This is a genomic window from Halorussus litoreus (genome assembly GCF_003382685.1).
Lineage (GTDB): Archaea > Halobacteriota > Halobacteria > Halobacteriales > Haladaptataceae > Halorussus > Halorussus litoreus.
On sequence record NZ_QLVG01000048.1, the window covers coordinates 13,271 to 33,667 of the forward strand.

Consider the following 20,397-nt stretch of genomic DNA (forward strand, 5'->3'; position numbering starts at 1 on the left):
TTCAGATAGTAATTCCGGTCTGAATGTGGATTCAGATGGTTCTCGGCAGTGAGATGGGTCGGTCGCAGTCTCGGAACAAAATAGCGGCGAGAGGAGTAGGGGCGACAGCTCAGGCCAGTTCGTCGTACAGCTGCTCGGCCGCGGTCCGGACGGCCTGCGCGCTCTCGCGCTCGGGCGACCAGCCGATAGCGCTCGCCTTCTCGATGGAGAGGCGCATCTTCGGCACGTCGCCGGTCCAGCCGCGGTCGCCGCCGGTGTACTCGAACTCGGGGTCGCAGCCGACCACGTCGCTGACGAGTTCCGCGATGCGCGTGACCGAGATGGTCGTGCGCGTGCCGAGGTTGTAGCGATTGACGGGGTCGTCGGTGTGCTCGACCACGTGCTCCATCCCGGCCACGCAGTCCTCGACGTGGAGGTAGGACTTCTCCTGCCGGCCGTCGCCGAGGATGGTGAGAGAGGTGGGGTCGTCGAGCAGTTTCTCGATGAAGTCCGAGATGACGTTGTTTCGCTGGTGGGGCCCGACCACGTTCGAGAACCTGAACATCCACGTCGTGAAGTCGTGTGAGTGGGCGTAGGTCGAGAGAAGGCCCTCACCGGCCAGCTTGCTCGCGCCATAGGTGCTGACCGGGTCGAGCGGCGCGAAGTCCTCGGGCGTCGGCCGGGGTGCCTCGCCATAGACCGCCGACGAGGAGGCGAACGCGATCTTCGAGAGGCCGACCTCGTCCATGCGTTCGAGCAGGTTGTACACCATCGCGTTGTTGTGTTCGAACACTCTGCGATGGTCGCCCCGGTTCACGTCCGAGAGCGCCCCGAGGTGGAAGACGAGATCCACGTCGGGTGTGACGACTTCGGCCGCGTCGTCGGGGTCCGTGAGGTCAGCCTCCACGAACTCGGCTGACTCGGGAACCCACTCGCGCTTGCCCTTCGAGAGATTATCTGCAACGCGCACGTCGTTGTCCTCGGCCAGCGACTCGGTGAGGTGGGTGCCGATGAGGCCCGCGCCACCGGTCACGAGAATCGACTTTCCGGAGAGGTTCATGCGGGAAGTAGCGACGGAGCAACGGATATATCTTTACGTTCGGGGTCTCGCTCTGGGTTTCCTGTCGGCTTCCTCGGTGGACTTCGGACGATCTGAGATCGACGCTCGACCTTCTCGCGAAAGCAGACAAAATAAGGAAACGCGCGACCCTAAAACCGAACTGAAAGCTCGTTACTCGTCCTCCACGCGCCGAATCCGCTCGCGAACCCTGTTCGGCGTGAACGGAATTTGGTCGGCTTTCACCCCGAGTGGCTCCAGCGCGTCGTTGATCGAACACGCGATGCTCGCCGGGGCGTCGATCATCCCGCCTTCTCCCGTGCCTTTGGCACCCGTCTCGGTGAAGGGCGAGGGCGTCTCGCTGTGGTCGAGTTCCATCTCGGGCACGTTCTCGATGGAGGGCAGCCGGTAGTCGAACAGCGTGATGGCCTGGGGCTGCCCCGACTCGTCGTAGCCGAACTCCTCCTGGAGCGCCGCGCCGATGCCCTGCGCGAGCCCGCCGTGGGCCTGCCCCTCGACGATCATCGGGTTGAGCTGGGTGCCACAGTCCCGGAGCGAGTAGAGCTTCAGGATCTCGACCTCGCCGGTGGTCGCGTCGACCTCCACGATGGGCGCGTTCGCGGCGAACGCCGCGGTCGGATACACCGGGAGCTTCCGGGCGAGGGCTTCGTCGAAGTCCTCCAACTGGGTCGCGGGGTGCTCGTAGTCGTAGCTCGCGCTAGTCAGTCGGTCACCGCGGTCGCGGTCGTGACTGACCAACTCCGCGAGCGTAAGCGACTCGCCAGTCACGCGCTCGACCGCGCCGTCGCGGTAGGTCACGTCGCGCTCCGGGCAGTCCCACACCTCGCTCGCGAGCGTTTCGAGATTCTCGGCGAGCGCTCGCCCGAGACCCTTCGCCGCGCCCGAGACCATGACCGCCATCCGGGACGCCGCGGAGCCGTACTCCGTGGGGGCCGCCGCGCTGTCGAGGTAGTCGACCTCGATGGCACTCGGGAGAACGCCGAGTTCGTCGGCGAGCAGCTGGGTCACCAGCGTCTGATGACCCTGCCCGGACGAGTCGGTAGCGAGGTGCGCGAGAACGGTTCCGTCCTCGCGGACCTCCGCACGGAGATGTTCCGGGAGCTCTGCCACGTCGTCGCGGTCGCGGTCGGCCAGCGACTCCCTGTCCGAGCGCTGGCGGTCGGTCCAGTCGGCCCCCGAAACGCCCGGTTCGATGTGGACCGTGGGACGCACGCCGCGGTATTTTCCTTCGGCTCGCCTCTGCTCGACGATCTCGGGGTCGAGCAGCCCGCCGTCGCGCTCCGATTCGATCTTCTCCTGTACGTGCGCGAGCGCGGCCGGGAAGTCCCCCGAGTCGTAGACGTTCTTCGAGGGGAGTTCGTACGGCATCTGGTCGGGGTCGATGAGATTTCTCCTGCGGAGTTCGTCGGGGTCCATCCCCACTGCCTCGGCGGCCTCGTCGACGATCATCTCCAGCGCGTACAGGTGGGCGGGCACGCCGAAGCCCCGGTAGGCGGTCTGGCAGGTCTTGTTCGTCAGCACGAGGTCGTACTCGTAGCGGGCGTCGCGCACGTCGTAGGCGTTCGACAGCACCGAGAGGGGCTTGAGCACCTGATTCACGGGGTAGCGTGGCCACGCGCCGAAGTCGTCGACGAACCAGAAGTCGAGGCCGCGGATCGTCCCGTCGTCGTCGACCGCGAGCTTCACGTCGTACTCGCGCTGGGTCGAGTGCATGTCTCCGCCCTGCAGGTTCTCGATTCGGTCCTCCACGAACGCGACGGGCCGGCTCAACTCCTTGCTCGCGATCGCGGCCAGACAGCAGTAGCGGTGGATGGCGATCTTCGTGCCGAAGCTCCCGCCAACGTCCGGCGGCACGTCGAGGTGGACGTCGTCGGGGTCGTAGCCCAGCGTCTCGTACACCGTGTCGTCGACGAGCGTGTGCAACTGGATGTTGCAGTCGACCGAGAAGGTGTCGGCGTCCTCGTCGTAGTCGGCCACCACGCCCGCGGTTTCGAGCGGAACCCCCGATATCCGGCCCCACGAGTACGAGCCCTCCACGACGTGGTCGGCCTCGGCGAAGGCGGCCTCGGGGTCGCCGAACGTCAACTCCTCGTGGTCCCCGACGTTGGTGCCCACGTCCTCGTGGACCAGCACGTCGTCGTCGCGGGCCTCGCGGGGGTCGATCACGGGGTCGAGTTTGTCGTAGGACACGTCCACGAGGTCGACCGCGTCCTCGGCGACGTAGCGGTCGTCCGCGACCACGGCGACCACGGGTTCGCCCACGTACCGGACCGTCCCGTCGGCAAGCGACCACTCCTCGAAGCCGTGCAGCCCGGTCGGCATCGGGTTGTACTCGCCCTTGAGATCCTCGGCGGTCAGCACGAGGTGACAGCCCGGATGGTCCTCGGCAGCGCTCGCGTCGATCTCCTCGATCTCGGCGTGCGGGTGGACGCTCCGGTACAGCGCCATGTGGAGCGCGCTCTCGGGCGCTTTGTCGTGGACGTACTCGGCCTCGCCGGTGAGGATGCGCCGATCCTCGACCCGGTTGAGCCCCCGACCGGTGAACCGCTCATCGCTCCCGACCTCGCCCGGGCTGTCGCTTTCGGGGTCGGCTGCGGCGTCCGCGCTCGCGTCGGCGTCGGGCCGCGAACTCATTCGTCGTCCGCCTCCCCGGAACCGGGATGGTCGCTCGCGTCCGTCGTCGCACCGTCCTCCAGCCGGTCGGCCGCGCGATTCACCGCGTCGTAGATGTTCTGATAGCCGGTGCATCGACAGACGTTGTCCGCGAGGCCGGCCTCGATGTCGTCGCGGTCGGGGTCGGGGTTGTCGTCCAGCAGTTCCTTGGTCGCCATCACGAACCCGCTGGTGCAGAAGCCACACTGGAGCGCGTGCTCCTCGTGGAACGACTCCTGAATCGGGTGGAGCGCGCCGTCGTCGGCCAGCCCCTCGACGGTCTCGATTTCGGCACCGTCGACCTGCACCGCGTAGGTCAGGCAGGACTTGACGGCTCGGCCGTCGAGCAGGACGGTACAGGCCCCGCAGACCCCGTGCTCGCAGCCGACCCGGACGCCTCGAAGCCCCTGCCGGTCCCGCAGGAAGTCCGAGAGCTTGTGCCGGGGTTCGACCTCGGCGGCGACCGACTCGCCGTTTATCGTCAGCGAGATCTCCTCGGTGGGGTACTCGACGGGGGCATGGGTGTCGTCCGCACTCATGGTAGATGATGACATATATCTGGAGGGCGGATAAACGTTGTCCCGATACGATGGGTCACTGTCGGCTATCGCGGGGGTTTCGGGCGTTGAGTTGGTGTTTCTGATGGTGTTTTCACCTGTGGCGTGCGCTGGCTTTCCTTTCCCTCCCGGCGCGTGCTGGCGTCTGCGCGAGCGAATGCGAGCGCAGGCTCGGCGGTGCTTCGCTCTACCGGTGCCGAGCAGTCACGCCGAGGCGCAAGCAGTAGCTAGCTCCGACCCAGCATTCAATCAGAGAATCACGAAGCTAGCTACTGCCGAGGCACGTGAGTCGCCGCAGCCTCACACCGCCCCAGCCTCCGCGTTCGCTCCCGTCGGTCGCTCACTCGTCCACCGGAGGACGAACTGCGTCCGCCGAGCCTTGCCTCGCTTCGCTCGGCAAGACCTCGCGCGCGTTGCTCGTGCGCGACGACACAAGAAAGATGAGGAACGTGAGAATAGCGAAACCCTAGACGAGGATTTTAGCCGTCCACCCACCAATATCCGAGGAGAGCGATGACACTGGGCGTTCTGCTCGCGGCCGGAACCGGGTCGCGGTTCGCGGAGTCCGGCGCGGACAACAAACTCCTCGCGGAAATCGACGGCGACCCGCTCGTCACACACGCGGCCCGAACCCTCACTGAGTCCAGCCTCGATAGGAGTATCGCAGTCGTAGGCCACGACCGCGAGCGCGTCGCGGACGCCCTGCCGCCTGAAATCGAGGCCGTCGCCAACCCCGACTACGAGGCGGGACAGAGCACCTCGGTTCGCAGAGGGGTCGAAATTGCCCGGGAAAAAGGGGCCGACTCGGTCCTGTTCGCGCTCGGGGACATGCCCCGCGTCGCGGTCGAGACGGTCGACGCGGTCGTTCGGGAGTACCGAGCGGTCGAAAACGCTGACATCGTCGCGCCGCGCTACGAGGGCCAGCGCGGGAACCCCGTGCTGTTCGACGGGCGGTACTTCGGCGCGCTCGCGGACGTGACGGGCGACCGCGGCGGTCGGAACCTCCTCGAATCCGAACCGGTGGCGTGGGTCGAGGTCGACGACCCTGGCATCCACCGAGACGTGGACACCGCGGCGGATCTGCGGAACCTCCAGGGCCTGCGCGAGTAACGAGTTCCCAAGAGATCCGCTTCGTCAGGACGAGTCGGGGTCGAGGTCCGGTCGGGGATGAATCGGCCCTTCGGCGGTTGCGAGCCGACCACCGTCCCGGCCGTTGGCGACCGCCAGCACCTCGCCCACGACCGAGAGCGCGATTTGGGCCGGCTCGCCGCCGCCGAGGTCGAGGCCTACCGGCGTCGAGATACGCTCGCGATCGGCGTCAGACAGCTGGGTGCCCGCCGCAGCGAACTCCTCGCGCATCTCCTCGAAGCGCTTGCGCGGTCCCATCAGGCCGATATACGGCGCCTCGGTGTCCAGCAGCGCGTCGAGCGCGAGTCGGTCGTCCACGAAGTTGTGCGACATCACCACGGCGTAGGTTTCGGCCGGGCGCGAGATGGCCTCGGCAACGTCCGGCGGTCGCGTGGCGAGGATCTGGTGGGCCGCGGGGAACTGCTCGGCGTCGGCGCGCGCACCGCGGCCGGTCGCCACCGTGACCCGGAATCCGGCGTCGCGGGCGAGGCGCGTGACGGGGCGCACGTCCGGGCTGTGGCCGAAGACGAGCAGTTCCGGTACTGGTTCGAGGCCGTCGACGAACAGCTCCGCAGTCCCGCGGTCGGTCTCGACCGCGAGGGTGTCCGAGCGCCCGGTCTCGGCGAACTGGCGAGCCTCGTCCCGGACCGCGTCGAGTACATCGTCCGGAATCGCCGGTCTGGCCTCGGCCGCGTCGACGCCGCCCGACTCGTCCACCAGCGCTCGTGCGCCGACCGGCGCTTCGGGGCGGTCGCTGTCTGGATTGTCGGCGTCAGGGGAGTCGCCGTGGCCGACCACCGTCAGCAGGGCCACGCGCTCGCCGTCGGCCACGCGGTCCAGCGCTGGCCGGAAGCTCGCGTCGGCGGGCTCGACCAGCACGTCGATGACGCCGTTGCAACCGAGCCCGAACCCCCACGTGTCGTCCTCGCCGGTCAGGTCGAACGTCTCGCGCAGCGGGCCGGATTCGAGGGCCTGCTTGGCGAGGTCGGCGACCGGGCCTTCGAGACAGCCGGCGGTGATGCCCCCGACTCCCTCGCCGCCGGTATCTCCTGCGAGCACCCGCTTCGCGCCTGGGCGGCGGTAGGCCGACCCCTCGACGGCCGAGACGGTGGCGACCGCCGCCCGGGAGTCGGCCTCGACGGCTTCGCGAAGCGCCTCGCGGACCGCCAGCGTGCTCGCGCTCCACGAATCACCCGTCGCGTCGTCCATGACCTGTGGTAGCAAATCCGAGCATTTAGGTGTTGGTGTGAACGTGTAGGGTCGCTCGGGGGTGAGTTGGGTTTCTGTGACTGGTGGATTCGAGATGGTCGCGCCGAACCGCGCGGGGTCTGCGCGAGTGAACCGAGCGCAGGCTCGTCGGAGCTTACTCGGACGGTGGGCGAGGACCGCAGGCCACAGACCGAGGACCGCAGGAGGCTGGGGGTCCGAGGCCCGCGGTCGCGGTGCGGTTTCGGTGCTGTGTGGTCACGGTTGCGGTGCTGTGCGGTCACGGTTGCGGTGCGGTTGCGGTCTCGGTGTTTCCGAGGCTCAAGTAGAAGGTAGCTTCTTCGTCCGTCCTCCGTCCGTTTCGTTCAGCGAAGCTAGCTACTGTCGACACACATGAGTCGCCACACCCGCCCTCTCCAGACTCCGCGCTCACTCGCTACGCTCGTTCATTGGTTGCGCGCGCCGGGTTTGTACCAGTTGTCGAGAAGAACGACCGTATATGACGAGAGAGACGACCCGAGCACCGATAACGAGAGGGACGAGAAGAAAGAGAGAGCGGCGCGAACGATCGAGAGCGATTCAGGCGAGTCGGCTCTTGACGCCGCCAGCGATGCGCTGCCGGTTGTACACCACTTCCGAGAGCAGCCAGCCGAGCAGCACGATGGCGGCCAGCACGGCTCCCACGAAGTCCCACGGGCCCATCCAGACCGGGCGGACCCACGGTGCGATCTTCGACCAGCGGTTGGCGAACCAGTCGACCTGCTGGGTGACCGGCGTGCCCGCGAACGCCCCGCTCAGCCACTGCGAGAAGGTGAGCCGGTCGCCGGTGCCGGGGATCAGCCCCGCGCTCCCGGAGATGCTGTACTCGCCCTCGGCGTTCTGGTCGGCGATGGTCGGGCCGCTGGACTCCTCGTCGAGCTGCATCCGTGTCGAATCGTACGGGGCCCACGGCGCGTAGAACTCCCAGACGATCTCGCCCTCGGGCGTGACTTCCAGCACGCGCTGGTTGTTCGAGTCGGTGATCAGCGTGTTGCCGTTCGGCAGGCGGTCGGCGTCGCGCGGCCAGTTGAAGTCCTGGCTGCCGCCGAGCTCCCACGTCTGCTTCCACTCGCCGTCGCGCTTGGCGTACTCGACGATGCGGTCGTTCTCGCTGTCGGCGACGGTGATAGTGGGCGTCCCGTTCTCGCTCAGGTGGAAGTCGGGGTTGTGTTGCTCGTGCATCACGTCGTAGTTGTTGTCGCTCCCGAGCTGCATGTCGACATTCTTCGTCGAGCGGTTGATGACCAGCACCTGGTCCATGTTCCGCGGCGAGATGAGATACTGACCGTCGGCGATCTTGTCCACGTCGTTGACGTGGGTCCAGTCGTTGCTCGGCGGCTCGGCCGCGTAGTCGCCGCCCATGTCCTCGGTCCAGTTCGTGTTGTCCTCGAACTGCCACTCCCAGGTGATTTCGTCGGCTTCGCGGTCGTAGATGAAGATGCGGTCCTCGTTCTCCTCGCTGGTCGTGTTGTAGTTGCGCATGTTGGCGACCAGGATCTCGGATTCGTTGTTGATGAGGTCCGCGTCGTGGGTGTCGTGGACACCCTCGAAGCGCTGCTTCCAGACGATCTCGTCGGTCTCGGGGTTGTACTCGTAGACGGTGCTGGCCCCGTTGGCGGTCCCGCTGACGAACACGTTCCCGTTGTCCAGCGAGTCCACGTCGTAGAACCACGTCACGTCGAGGTCGGCTCCCTCGTGGACCCACTCGACGTCACCGCGGGGGCCGACGCCGACGATCCGGGCGGGCTTCTTCCCGTTGGCTTGCCCGGCGAACTTGAACCCCTGTATCGAGATGACGGTCGTCCCGTTCGCTGGGTCCTCGATGGTTCCCTTCTGGAGGTCGGTGTTCGAGGGTTCGTAGGTCAGCGCGGAGACCGCCGAGGGCGCGAGCAGCGAGAGGATGACCAACAGTACGACGCCGCGGACCAGCCACGGCCGCGACAGGTGCGGCTTCCAGTCGTTCGGCATACACCCCGATACACCTACCCGCGACATATGGGTTTTGTCCTCTTTCCCCGGGAGGGCGGTGGTAATCTGTCGCTAACCGTGACCGGACTGGGAAACTTCTGGTGGACCGGAGCTTTCCGTTGATCGAGAGGAGGTTCTTATGAACCGAGTACGTCCGAGTATGTGCGAGTATGTCCGAGTATGTGCGATTTTCGTGCGCTCGCGCGAACAACTTTTACGAGTCGTTCGCGCAGGTGTCCGAGGAGGAGGCAGCGTCGTATCTCGACGGCTGAAGTGATGGGAACGTTCCGCCGCAGGGAGAGTATTGCTCGAATCGGACACAACAACTTCCGAATCAGACAGTTCGTCGAATTGCCGGTAATCGGTGCCACGGTGGTTCTGGACGGCCTGAAATGCCACTACGAGGCCGCGCAAGAACCGGCCGAACCTGCCGCGTCCGAGTGTGAAGTACCCACACGACAGCGAAAGGTTTAAATACATATCGGCCTTACTGTTGGTTAGGAAGTGAGGCTTCCGGAGCTTCTTCAGGTTTTCTCCACCTCCCGGGAGTACCTCTCAGCCCACCATCAACCATGACGAGTACACGCATCCGAAGCTACGACGCGGAGAACGGGGTAACTGAACGCACTGACGAGACCGACCGGACCGACGAGAGCCAGCGAACCGCCGACGAGCGGACGGCCGACGAGACGGTCGGGGAAGACGAGCAGGTCGGCGAGGACCAGCAGGTCTGCCCCGAGTGTGGCGGCGACCTCGCAACCCACGACAACGAGACCGTCTGTGCCGACTGCGGCCTCGTCGTCGAGGAGGACAACGTCGACCGCGGGCCGGAGTGGCGCGCGTTCGACTCGAAGGAGAAGGACGAGAAGAGCCGGGTCGGTGCCCCGACCACGAAGATGATGCACGACAAGGGGTTGTCGACCAACATCGGCTGGCAGAACAAGGACGCGTACGGCAACTCGCTCGGCAGCAAGCAGCGCCAGAAGATGCAGCGCCTGCGCAAGTGGAACGAGCGGTTCCGCACGCGCGACTCGAAAGAGCGCAACCTCAAGCAGGCGCTCGGCGAGATCGACCGCATGGGGAGCGCGCTCGGCCTCCCAGAGGAGGTACGCGAGACCGCGTCGGTCATCTACCGGCGCGCGCTCGACGAGGACCTCCTGCCCGGCCGCTCCATCGAGGGCGTCGCGACCGCCGCGGTGTACGCCGCGGCCCGACAGACCGGAACGCCCCGCTCCATCGACGAGGTGGCGAACGTGAGCCGGATCGACGAGATGGAGTTCAAGCGGACGTACCGCTACATCGTCCGCGAGCTCAGCCTCGAAATCCAGCCCGCCGACCCCGAGCAGTACGTCGCCCGGTTCGCCAGCGAACTCGGCATCTCGGACGAGTCGGAGCGCCGCGCTCGCGAACTGCTCCGCAACGCCAAGCGCAAGGGCCTCCACAGCGGGAAGTCGCCCGTGGGCCTCGCGGCCGCCGCGGTGTACGCCGGCCCGCTCCTGACCAACGAGAAGGTGACGCAGGCCGAGGTCAGCGAGGTCGCGCAGGTGAGCGAAGTCACCATCCGGAACCGGTACCACGAACTGCTCGAAGCCAGCGAGAGCGGCGTCGTCCCGGCCTAAACGCTGATTTTTGAGGGTGTTCTGGGCGAATCGCCCAAGGAGCGGACCGGTTGGTCGTTCGAATTGTCGGCACCCGATTACACTCGTGAGAGCCGTTCGATAGTCGAACTGCCGTGCGATGCAAGCACGTAATTTTTATTAGAGGCTTGTCTCGACACGAGTATGACTACTCCCTCGTCGTTAGTCGACGTGCTGCGTCGTCTGTGAACTGCGTTCGCAGCGCAGCGAGAGCCTGCGGCGTCTCGCAAGCCTCGCCCTCCGCTACGCTCCGGGCGGCGCTACTCGTCTCTCTCGCCTGTTACTCGCGCGCGCTGGGTAGTTATAATAAATACGTGTGACCGGGCCAACTACTACGAGTCGCGTCCACTCACTCCTCGACTTCTTCCTCGCTCGCCCGAACCGTCAGCACCGGCGCGTCCGAGAGTCTGACCACCTTCTCGGCCACGCTGCCGAGCACGTAGCGCTGGAGGCCGGTCCGGCCGTGGGTGCCCATCACAACGAGGTCCACGTCGTGGTCGTCGACGTAGTCCAGAATCGTCCGGTGGGGAAGCCCCCGGATCACGTCGCTTCGCGCTTCGACGCCCACGTCCGCGGCGCGCTCGGCGAGGTCGCCGGTGAGTTCCTCGCCGCGCTCCCGGAGCTCTTCGACCACCGTCACTGGACGGAACTCGCCGGCGTCCCCGGACACGTCGATGACGTGGAGCAGATGTAGTTGCGCGTCGTACGTGTCCGCGAGGTCGAGCGCCTGCTCGAACGCGCGGTCGGCTCCGCGGCTACCGTCGGACGGGACGAGGATGTTCTCGTACATACGTCCACCGTCGGAGTCCAGCGTAGAAAGTGCTTGGATAATTCCCGCGGTCTGGAACCCGCCGTCAGCTCTTTCTCGGGGAGCGTGGTACCGCCGGGCATGAAGTACGACGACTTCATGGGACAGGTCCAGAATCGCCTCGAACTGCCGGACACCGGCCGGGCCGTCCGGGCGACTCGGGCCGTCCTCCAGACGCTCGGCGAGCGCGTCCAGAAAGGCGAGGCCACGGACCTCGCCGGCCCGCTCCCGATGGAGGTCGACTACTACCTCACGTCGGCCGACCACGGCGAGCGGTTCGACTACGACGAGTTCCTCTCGCGCGTGGCCGACCGCGCCAGCGTGGACGAGTCCGACGCTAACTACCACGCGCAGGTCGTGATGGGGTTGGTCAGCGAACTCGTCTCCCGAGCCGCGGTCGAGGAGATCCGGGCCCAGCTCCCCGAGGACTTCGAACCGCTGTTCGGACTGATCGACGCCGAGGAAGTCGAGGAGTAGGGAGTAGAGTGTAGGGGATGGAAAAGTCGTACGCCAGCAGGGGTGCGCGTTCAGACCGTCATCTCCATCTCGCCCATCTCGACGAACGCGGTCTCGTACCCCTCGTGGCGCGAGATCTGGGGCGGAGCGTCCACGGTCACGGTCAGCGAGTCGCCCGACTCGACGCCGTCGATCGCCGCGCCGTAGTGATAGCCGAGGTCCGGGTCGATGCCGGCCAGCAGCACGTCGTCGTACACCGATTTCCCGTCGCGGGTCAGCGTCGCCGACAGCGACATGAACGGGAGCGGGTAGCGGTTGTACGGCGTCCGGGGCGACACCGCGAGGTAGGTCGTCCCGTCGTCAGCGAACTCGGGCGTCGTGTCGGGCGCGAACGCTACGAAGTCGGCGTCGCCGGTCGTCCCCGTGCCGAGGACGTTCGGCAGGTCCCCGCGCTCGGGGGCTCGCGACATCGGCATCTCCATCTCCATCGGCTCTATCGCGCCGGGGTCGCCCATCCTGTCGGGGAACTCCTCGTACGTGAGATTCGAGAGCTGGTCTCTGGTGTGCTCGAACTCCACTTCGACGGTGACGCCCTCTTCGAACGCGCCGGCCAGCCCGCCCATCGCGCGGGCCTGCATGGCTTCGACGTCGAGGCGCGCGGTGTACGTGCCGTCGCCGTCGAGCGCAACGTTGTCGCCGAAGTGGTAGCCCATAGTCTGCGAGAGCATGGGCCACAGCGGTCGGGAGTCGACCTGCTCGCCGTCCTTCAGCACGTCGGCGGAGACGTCCGCAGTGGGGAGGACCGTCCCCGTCTCGTCGTCCCAGATTGTCGCCATCAGGTGGGCGCTCACGTCTTCGGAGACCCGCGCGAGGTTGGTGTCCCTGGCGGAGATGTTCCAGAACGCGTGGGGCAGGCTGTACATCAGGCCCAGCCTGTACCGGCCCGACCCGCCCATCCCGAGCATCGCCATCCCGTCGATGTGACCCGGGTAGTACACCGTTTCCGCGCGGTCCTCGACGGTCGTGAACTGCGAACTCGACTCGGTCTCGAACGTCCCGGAACACCCTGCGAGCCCCGCGAGCCCGAACGTCGCCCCCGCGGCGAGCACGTCGCGTCGTTTCATCGTTCGGCCATTGCGGCGACGGGCGAATACCGATTCTGGTTCGTGCGTCGAAAACTCCCTCGGCCGTCGCCCGTGGGGCGGCGATTCACTACGCCACGTGCTCGTCGAGGAACGCCGCGATGCGCTCGAACTGCTCGATGCGGTTGTCGAGCTTCGTGGTGTGGTGGCCCTCGTCCTCGAAGATGCACGTCTCGACCGGCACGCCCCGCTCGGCCAGTTCGGCGGCGATCTGGCGAGATTCGGCGACCGGTACGCGGGGGTCGTTCTCCCCGTGCTGGACGAACAGCGGGCAGTCGATCTCCGCGACCGAGTGGATGGTGCTGATGGATTCGAGGAGGTCGCGGTCGTCCTCGAGGGACCCGTACTCGGCTTCGCGATGCGAGCGCCGCCAGTCGCCCGTATTCTCGAGGAACGTCACCCAGTTGGCGATGCCGACGAACTCCACGCCGGCGGCCCAGAGGTCCGGGTACTCGGTCAGCGCCGCCAGCACCATGAAGCCGCCGTACGACCGGCCGTACGCCACCACGCCCCCGGAATCGATCTCGGGCCGGTCGGCGAGCCAGTCGACCGCCGCGGCCATGTCCTCCACCGAGTCCATCCGCTTTGCCACGTCGTCGAGCGCGGCGTACTCCCGGCCGTAGCCAGACGATCCGCGGACGTTGGGCTCGAAGACGGCGTACCCCGCGTCGAGGAAGTACTGCCGGATGGGCCGGAACCACGGCCGGCGCTGGTGGTGCGGGCCACCGTGAACGTCCACGACGACCGGGATCTCGCTATCGGCCGAGTTCTCCCTCGCTCGCTCGGGGAGCGTGACGTACGCCGGAATCTCTCTCCCATCGAACGTCTCGTACCGCACGAGGTCGGGCGAGTCGTAGGCGTCGAGCGAGAGCCCGCCGGTCGACGGTCGGGTCCAGCGCTCGACTGCTGGTGACGCCGCGCTCGCGAGCGCGGCGTCACCAGCAGTCGAGGCGTTTGCGGTGGGTTCGACCACGAACACCGAGTGGTTCAGATCGGGGGCGGAGACGGTCGCGGCGACGCGCTCGCCGTTCGGCCCCATCGCGAGGTCGTGGACCACGCCGTCGGGAAGGTCGACCTCGACCGTGGTCGCGCTTGCGCCGTCGGACTTTACATCGGAAAGCTCGCCGACGCGGAGTTCCGAGTAGCCGTCGACGTTCCGAGTGAGCGCGACCCGCCCCGTTTCGGCGTCGAGCGCGAGGCCGTCGACGCTCCAGTCATCTCCGGAGACGACCGTCTCGGCAGCGAGCGAGTCGAGGTCGATCCGGACGAGCTCCTTCTGGTCGCCGTTCGCGTCGCTGACGCAGTAGATGGCGTCTCCGCTGGGGCCGAACGCCGGCTGGCGATACCGGACGCTCTCGTCGTGGGGCGTGACGTGTCGGCGCTCGCCCGTGGCCGCGTCGACGACGTAGAGGTCGTCGTCGGAACTCGCGCGCGCCTTCGAGACGAGCAGTCGGTCGCCCGACGGGCTCCAGCCCGCGACGCCGAGGAAGCCCTCCTCCTCGCCCTCGCGGACGAGTTCGGGCTCTTCGGAGCCGGCGTCTGCATCCATCGCGTACAGGTCGAACCGCGCGCCCTCGCTCCGATTGGCCGCGAACGCGACGCGGTCGCCGTCTGGGTGCCAGCCGCCCCAGCTGTGGATGGCGTCGGGCCGGTCGGTCAGCTGTTCGATGCCGTTGTCCGCGGGGTCGAGGACGAACAACTGGTCGTGCTCGTCGGCACCCGCGTCCTTCCCGAACGCGACCCGGTCGCCCGCGGGCGACCACGAGACGAACGACACCCGCTCGTCGTAGAACGTGCGCTGGCGGGGCCACGCCTCGGGTTCGTCGGTGGTCCAGATCTGTTTCGTGCCGGTCGTGTCCGCGAGGAAGGCCAGCCGGCCGTCGGGCGACAGCGTCGGTGCGGCCGTCTCGCGGGCGGTCAGGTAACGGCGGACGTCGTGAGCCATGTTGTCGGGGTCGGGGCGAGCGCAAGAAAAGGTGTGGGTCGCGGAACTAGACGGCTGATTCGAATTTGCTTCTGGCGTTGGCGTCGAGTTCGGGCGTGCTCCTGTCGTCATGTCTTCGAAAGCCCTCGGCGCGCTCGCGGTCGCTCAGCGACATCTCCTCGTTCGCTTCGCTCACTCGGAGAGGGGTCGCTGAGACGACCAAGTAGAACGCGAGCGCGCCTCGCCCTTTCATCCGCCAGGACTGCGGCTGGTCGGCCAGTCCACGCAGAGTGGAATCTTCCGTTTCCGAAAACGTGCTGTCGTCGGTCGCTGCCGTAGCGAATAGTCGAACTCCTCGGCTCGATCTCAGTCCTCACTGACGCCGTGGCGGAGTACGCCCACGCCCTCGACCTCGACCTCGACGGTGTCGCCGTCCTCGATGGGCGCGACGCCCGACGGCGTGCCGGTCGAGACCACGTCGCCCGGTTCGAGCGTCACGTAGGTCGTGATCTCCTCGACGAGCTCCGGGACGGTCCAGATGAACTCCGCGCGCGAGGAGGACTGGCGCGTCTCGCCGTTCACTCGGAGTTCGACCGCGGCGTCGTCGGGCACCTCGTCGGGCGTGGCGAGGACGGGGCCGAGCGGCGCGGAGTTGTCGAACGCCTTCCCGCGGACCCAGTTCTGCTCGCGGCGCTGGTCGTCGCGGTTCGACACGTCGTTCATGCAGGTGAAGCCCGCGACGTAGTCCATCGCCTCGTCGGCGCTCACGTTCCGAGCCTGCTCGCCCATCACGAAGGCGAGTTCGGCCTCGTGGTCCACGCGCTCCTTCCCGGCGGGCAGGGGAACGGTGTCGCCGTGGCTCGACAGCGCGCTCGGCGGCTTGAGGAAGAGGAGCGGGCGGTCGGGAACCTCGCTGTCGCGCTCGGCGGCGTGGTCTGCGTAGTTCAGCCCCACGCAGACGATCTTCGAGGGCTCGGCCGACGGGAGCACGTCGATCTCGGACTCGTCGTAGGTTCGGCCCGCAGCGCGAATCCCGTCTTCGGTCCACTCGCCGACGCGCGTGCTGCCTGCGGGGTCGCGGAATCTGACTTCTCGCATGGTCGGTGGTGTGCAGCGTGACGGTAAAGAGGTTCGCGGTCCGGCGAATACTTCGGGGTTCTTTACTGGGATTTTGGACTCGTTGGTTCGGACCTTACGCGAGTCTCGGAATCATAGCTAAGGATTATATTTTGATTCCGGCGCGTGCGAGCAACGCGCGCGCGAGGGCTGTGCGAGTGAAACGACCGCATGCTCTGCAGTCGCAGCACGCGCCGGAGTGGAGCGTCGAGGGTTGTGGCGGGGGAGTCGAGGGTAGCGCGATTCGACCCGGAGTAGAAGCTACCGAAACTCGAAACCCGTCACGACGGATTCGAAGTCGGAAGCGCCCGATGTTCACGCGGTGGGAGCAGGAAGTTCCCGCGGCGCAGCACCTCCATGTACTGCAAAATTCCGTTGTTGTTGCGCTGGCCGACCGCCGAGCGCTCGGCGAGGTCCGTGCCGTTCATCGCGTCGCGGGTGTCCACGAAGTCCGAGATGGTGCGCTGAAGCGAGACGAAGTGGAGGCTCGCCTGCCCGTCGTCGCCGTTCTCGTCCCTGTCTGTCGAGTCGAAGTCCCGGCGGATCATCAGCGGCGAGCCGTCCTCGTCGCGGGCGCGGGCCGACTTCTGGGAGTGGCCGACCGAGCCTCGCGTGCGGGCGTGCTCCTCCGCGTGGGCGGGACAGCTCCGCTCTTCCATCTGGGAGGAGTCGCCGAGGTTGTCGCCCACGCCCTCCACCAGATCCTCCTCGGCGTGGACCGGGCAGAACATCTTGCTCACGCGCTGGGACCGGCTGTCCTGCTGGTACCACTGGTCGAGGTTCAGCCGGATCTTCGAGAGCTGGTGGGTCGTCCCGCCCGCGAACGGCCCGTCCGAGATGGTCACGCGGTCCTCGGTGGCCTGATTCTTCCGATAGCCCGATTTGAATCCCATGTACAGCGGGGCCTCCTCGTCGACCGGCTCCGAACTCGGGATGCCGTCCACGTCCTGATTCTCGGCCGGCAGCCCCGCACCGATGAACCCTGTTCGCCGATCAACTCGCTCGAAGACCCCAGAAATGTCCGCGTCCATCTCGACGCCGTTGACCGCCGATTGTTCGCCCAGCAGGGCCTCCTCGGCGGCCAGCACCACGGGCGCGTGGTCGCTGGCGAGGTGGACCACGGCGTCCTGCTCGTCGAGTTCCGGCTCCTCGAACGAGGCGAGGGCTCGGGGTTTCTGCAAATCCACAGACGCCGGAAGCCCGGCGTCGAACCGCTCGAAGTACGACGGCGAGTAGCCGACCGTGAACAGCAGACCGTCGTTGCCCCGCTTGTACGCCCGCTCCAGACTCCGGAACGCCGACTCGGCCGTCTCGCGCTCGGCGTCGCTCGGCGTCGCCTCGCCCGCGTAGTTCAGCAGGAGTAGGACCCGGTGGCGCGGCGCGACGACGTTGCCGTGGTCGTCCCGAGTGAGGAACTCGTCCCACGCGTGCTGGCGCGCGGGCAGCGTCGAGAGGTCGTCGGGCCCCTGCGCCACGTCAGGGCTGCCCCCACGGTCGAGACACGCCGACAGCGCGGAGGCACCCCCGATGGCGACCGCGGCCTTGGCGAACTGCCTGCGCGAGAGCCCGCCCTCTTCGCTTGGTCCGCTCGCTCCACTCGATCCGATGTCCTCCATCGCGCGAGAGTACGGGCGGGAGGTGAAAGGGGGTTCTGGTTCGCGCATCGAAACCATCGCCGAGACCGAAAATATAGCTATTCCAATAGAAATGCGCTTCTGGGAACCCTTTTGGTACCGGCGCGGGAGGGTGCTGATATGTCGGACCACGACACCGACGTTCTCGACGAACTCGCCAGCCTCCCGAGCTTCCACCACCCGACCGCGTCGCCCGACGGCGACGAGGTGGCGCTGTACTACGACGTCTCGGGTCGGAACGAACTCCACCTGCTGGACCTCGAGTCGGGCGACCGCCGGCAGCTCAGCGACGGGGAGGTCCCGCGGGACGCCCAGTGGTGGCCCCAGTGGAGCGCCGACGGTGAGCGCGTGTTCTTCCACGACGACGAGGGCGGTGACGAGCAAAACGACGTGTCCGCGCTCGACCGAGACGGGAACTACGAGCGCGTGGTCGACCTCGACGGCCAGACCATCCTCTTCGACGTCGGTGACGACGGCGAAACGCTGCTGCTCGGATCGTCGGCCGGCGGGCAGATGAACCTCTACCGCCACGACCTCCCGTCGGGCGAGACGACCCAACTCACGTCCTACGAACTCGGGGTCTCCGGAGGCGTCCTCTCACCCGACTGCGAGAGGATCGCGTACGTGGCGAACGAGACCGACGACCTCGCGAACGACGACGTGTACGTGGCGGACGCGGACGTGACCGATCCCCGGAACCTCGAACTCGGGGACACCGGGTCCGAGTCGTTCGCCATCGACTGGGGACCGGACGGCCGCCTGCTCGTCTCCGACGACGCGGAGAACTTCCAGCGCGCCGGCGTGTACGATCTCCCGACCGATTCGGTGACGTGGTTCGGGGACCTCGACGCGGAGGAACAGCCCGTGACCTTCCTCCCCGGCGGCGACCGCTTTCTCGTCCAGCGCACGCGTGACGCCGCGGTCGTCCCCGTGGTGTACGACGTCGAGACCGGCGATGGGCGGGAGTTCGACCTGCCCGAGGGCGTCTCGACGTTCACCCAACGGGCACCGATGAACCCCGTACTCGGCGACGGCCGCGTGCTGGTGGACCACCGGACGCCGACCCGGCGGTCGGAACTGCTCGCCTACGACCTCTCGACCGACGAGTACGAGACGCTCGTGGCGGCCGAGTACGGCGACCTCGACCCGGACCGGTTCGTCGACGCCGAGTACTTCACGTTCGAGTCCCACGACGGACTGGAGATCGGTGCGCTGAAGTGGGACTCGGGCGAGCGACCGTCGCCGCTGATCGTCACGCCCCACGGCGGCCCCGAGGGACAGGATAGGCTGGAGTTCGACCTCCGGACCCAGTTCCTGCTCTCGCAGGGGTACAGCGTCCTCGAAGTCAACTACCGGGGCTCGATCGGTCGCGGCCGCGAGTTCAAAGAGCGACTGTTCGGCGACTGGGGCGGGGCCGAGCAGGAGGACATCGCCGAAGCGGTCCGGCGGGTCGCCGCGGAGGACTGGGTCGACGAGGACCGCGTGGCCGTCTTCGGCGGGTCGTACGGCGGCTACTGCGCCTACTGGCAGATGGTGCAGTACCCCGAACTGTACGCGACCGGCATCGCGTGGATGGGCGTGACCGACCTCGAAGACATGTACGAGAACACGATGCCCCACTTCCAGACCGGGCTGATGGAGCGGTATCTCGGCACGCCTGCGGAGAACCCGGACCGCTACCGCGAGCGAAGTCCCGTCGAGTACGTCGAGAACCTCGACGCGCCGCTCCTGATGGTCCACGGCGTCAACGACTCGCGGGTCCCCGTCTCGCAGGCCCGACTCTTCCGCGACGCACTGCTCGACGCGGGTTACGAGGAGGGCGAGGCCGCCGACTTCGAGTACGTCGAACTCGGTGAGGAGGGCCACGCCTCCTCGGACATCGGCCAGAAGAAGCGGCTGTTCGGGATCCTGGACGACTTCCTCGACCGGCGGCTTCGCGGAGCGACCCCTGCCGCCGAACCCGGACAGTAGAAGTCAGGGTTGCTCGACCAGCCCGTCGACCAGTTTTGTGAACCGGTCGACCATCCGCTCGGGCAGCGACGGCGTGATCTCCGCGAGCAGGTCGGCGGTCGCCTCTGGTCGGGCGAGTTCGAGCGCGACGCGGTTGCCCTCCCGGCGCTTGTCCACGAGGTCGCGCTCCACGAGTTCGTCGAGATGCCACTCGACCGTGCTGCGAGCCACGCCGAGTTCGTCGGCCAGTTCGCTCGGCGTCGCGGTCCCGGCGTCGAGCAGGTACGCCAGCAGGTCGCGGGCGGTCTCCCGCCGGAACATCGCGAGCGCGGCCCGCTCCCAGTCGTCGTAGGCCGGCGGGTAGAGGTGGGTCTTTCCCCGGATCTTCTCGCTGACCACGCTTCCCTCGCGCCGGAGGAGCTTGAGGTGGTACTGGACCTGTCCCGGAGCGAGGTCGAGCCCGCGCACCACGGCGTTGAAGTGGACGCCCGGGTTGTCGCCGACGTGGTCGGCGATTGCGCGGCGCGTCTCGTTCACGGCTGGTCCCTCCTGTGGTAGTCCTCGGGCTCAGCAGCTGGCCTGCCACCGTCGCCTCGAACGGTTCGCGCGGAGCCGTCTTCGTTCCCGCCACCGCCGCCCTCTGACGACCGGCGGACCGCCCGTGCGTCGTACACCGCGGCGACGACGAGCGCGGCCATCAGAGCGTCGAGGCCGTGCTCGACCCAGTGGTGAGCGACCGCGTCGACCGAGCCGGTCAGCGACAGCGCCGCCACCGCGGTCCGGGCGAGCAGGGTCGCCAGCGCCAGCGTCACCAGCAGGTACGACCGCGAGCGCCGCCGGGCCAGCGCCGCGAGCCCCAGCCCCAACAGGAGCGCCGAGCCGACGCCCGCGAGCCCGAGCAGTGCGGCGAACCCGAGGTCCGCACTCCCGGTGTGGCTCGCGTGGACAGGGAACCAGCCCGCGGGCGTGAGTTCCATGCCGTCGGATTGTCGCTGCGCGGATTTATCGGTTCGGGTGCGTCACGCGGTAGTGTTCAGATAAGGCAGTCAAACTGGGACGGACTCCCCGAAAGCCCTCGGCGCGCTCGCCGCCGGAAGACGGTCCTGCTCGTCGCTTCGCTTCT

General features: G+C 67.3%; 17 protein-coding genes. 4 read left to right on the forward strand and 13 right to left on the reverse strand.

What is annotated here, in order from left to right:
- Positions 1 to 109 precede the first annotated feature (109 nt).
- The 3 genes from DPQ64_RS14395 to DPQ64_RS14405 all read right to left on the reverse strand — a co-directional run bounded on the left by DPQ64_RS14395 (position 110) and on the right by DPQ64_RS14405 (position 4,248).
- Entirely contained in the window at positions 110 to 1,039 is a 930-nt protein-coding gene (locus tag DPQ64_RS14395; RefSeq protein ID WP_115865012.1) for an NAD-dependent epimerase/dehydratase family protein, read from the reverse strand.
- Positions 1,040 to 1,210: 171 nt separating this feature from the next.
- Positions 1,211 to 3,691 carry a xanthine dehydrogenase family protein molybdopterin-binding subunit gene (locus DPQ64_RS14400; RefSeq protein WP_115865013.1) on the reverse strand — a complete coding sequence of 827 codons (2,481 nt, stop codon included), beginning with the start codon at positions 3,689 to 3,691 and terminating at the stop codon, positions 1,211 to 1,213.
- Entirely contained in the window at positions 3,688 to 4,248 is a 561-nt protein-coding gene (locus DPQ64_RS14405) for a (2Fe-2S)-binding protein (protein ID WP_115865014.1), read from the reverse strand. The genes DPQ64_RS14400 and DPQ64_RS14405 overlap by 4 nt, the downstream gene beginning before the upstream one ends.
- A 531-nt stretch (positions 4,249 to 4,779) precedes the next feature.
- On the opposite strand from DPQ64_RS14405, the gene DPQ64_RS14410 reads away from it, so the two are divergent.
- The gene (locus tag DPQ64_RS14410) at positions 4,780 to 5,376 is read left to right on the forward strand and encodes a nucleotidyltransferase family protein (RefSeq protein ID WP_115865015.1); all 597 of its coding nucleotides are present in this window, start codon (positions 4,780 to 4,782) and stop codon (positions 5,374 to 5,376) included.
- 24 nt (positions 5,377 to 5,400) lie between these two features.
- Here the strand turns inward: DPQ64_RS14410 and DPQ64_RS14415 are convergent, their stop codons facing one another.
- Positions 5,401 to 6,603 (reverse strand): XdhC family protein, encoded by a 1,203-nt coding sequence (locus DPQ64_RS14415; protein WP_115865016.1) that lies wholly within the window; start codon positions 6,601 to 6,603, stop codon positions 5,401 to 5,403.
- 576 nt (positions 6,604 to 7,179) lie between these two features.
- On the reverse strand, positions 7,180 to 8,607 hold the full coding sequence (locus tag DPQ64_RS14420) for an arylsulfotransferase family protein (protein ID WP_115865017.1): 1,428 nt from the start codon (positions 8,605 to 8,607) through the stop codon (positions 7,180 to 7,182).
- A 572-nt stretch (positions 8,608 to 9,179) separates the two neighbouring features.
- Between DPQ64_RS14420 and DPQ64_RS14425 the strand changes: the two genes are divergently transcribed.
- The gene (locus DPQ64_RS14425; protein ID WP_115865018.1) at positions 9,180 to 10,226 is read left to right on the forward strand and encodes a transcription initiation factor IIB; all 1,047 of its coding nucleotides are present in this window, start codon (positions 9,180 to 9,182) and stop codon (positions 10,224 to 10,226) included.
- Between the two features lie 367 nt (positions 10,227 to 10,593).
- Here DPQ64_RS14425 and DPQ64_RS14430 read toward each other — a convergent pair whose 3' ends face one another.
- On the reverse strand, positions 10,594 to 11,034 hold the full coding sequence (locus DPQ64_RS14430) for a universal stress protein (RefSeq protein ID WP_115865019.1): 441 nt from the start codon (positions 11,032 to 11,034) through the stop codon (positions 10,594 to 10,596).
- 99 nt (positions 11,035 to 11,133) lie between these two features.
- Here DPQ64_RS14430 and DPQ64_RS14435 point away from each other — a divergent pair, with 99 nt between their 5' ends.
- Positions 11,134 to 11,529: a DUF2267 domain-containing protein gene (locus DPQ64_RS14435; RefSeq protein WP_115865020.1), complete on the forward strand. Its 396-nt coding sequence runs from the start codon at positions 11,134 to 11,136 to the stop codon at positions 11,527 to 11,529.
- 50 nt (positions 11,530 to 11,579) lie between these two features.
- Here DPQ64_RS14435 and DPQ64_RS14440 read toward each other — a convergent pair whose 3' ends face one another.
- The 5 genes from DPQ64_RS14440 to DPQ64_RS14455 form a co-directional block, all read right to left on the reverse strand.
- Positions 11,580 to 12,632, reverse strand: a complete 1,053-nt coding sequence (locus DPQ64_RS14440; protein WP_115865021.1) for an iron transporter — start codon at positions 12,630 to 12,632, stop codon at positions 11,580 to 11,582.
- Between the two features lie 88 nt (positions 12,633 to 12,720).
- Complete coding sequence (locus DPQ64_RS14445) at positions 12,721 to 14,595, reverse strand: S9 family peptidase (protein WP_115865022.1); 1,875 nt, start codon at positions 14,593 to 14,595, stop codon at positions 12,721 to 12,723.
- A gap of 46 nt (positions 14,596 to 14,641) precedes the next feature.
- A complete protein-coding gene (locus tag DPQ64_RS19820) occupies positions 14,642 to 14,770 on the reverse strand; it encodes a hypothetical protein (protein ID WP_269814487.1) in 129 nt (42 codons plus the stop codon).
- Between the two features lie 170 nt (positions 14,771 to 14,940).
- On the reverse strand, positions 14,941 to 15,672 hold the full coding sequence (locus DPQ64_RS14450) for a fumarylacetoacetate hydrolase family protein (RefSeq protein ID WP_115865023.1): 732 nt from the start codon (positions 15,670 to 15,672) through the stop codon (positions 14,941 to 14,943).
- A 299-nt stretch (positions 15,673 to 15,971) separates the two neighbouring features.
- A complete protein-coding gene (locus DPQ64_RS14455; RefSeq protein WP_115865024.1) occupies positions 15,972 to 17,306 on the reverse strand; it encodes a DUF7405 family protein in 1,335 nt (444 codons plus the stop codon).
- Between the two features lie 138 nt (positions 17,307 to 17,444).
- Between DPQ64_RS14455 and DPQ64_RS14460 the strand changes: the two genes are divergently transcribed.
- Positions 17,445 to 19,295, forward strand: coding sequence for a S9 family peptidase (locus tag DPQ64_RS14460; protein WP_115865025.1), 1,851 nt, complete (start codon positions 17,445 to 17,447; stop codon positions 19,293 to 19,295).
- Positions 19,296 to 19,298: 3 nt separating this feature from the next.
- On the opposite strand, the gene DPQ64_RS14465 is transcribed toward DPQ64_RS14460, so the two are convergent.
- Both DPQ64_RS14465 and DPQ64_RS19310 read right to left on the reverse strand, forming a co-directional pair.
- Entirely contained in the window at positions 19,299 to 19,811 is a 513-nt protein-coding gene (locus tag DPQ64_RS14465) for a winged helix-turn-helix transcriptional regulator (RefSeq protein ID WP_115865026.1), read from the reverse strand.
- Positions 19,808 to 20,251 carry a DUF7471 family protein gene (locus DPQ64_RS19310; protein ID WP_198662142.1) on the reverse strand — a complete coding sequence of 148 codons (444 nt, stop codon included), beginning with the start codon at positions 20,249 to 20,251 and terminating at the stop codon, positions 19,808 to 19,810. Before DPQ64_RS19310 ends, DPQ64_RS14465 begins: the two co-directional genes overlap by 4 nt.
- Positions 20,252 to 20,397 lie beyond the last annotated feature (146 nt).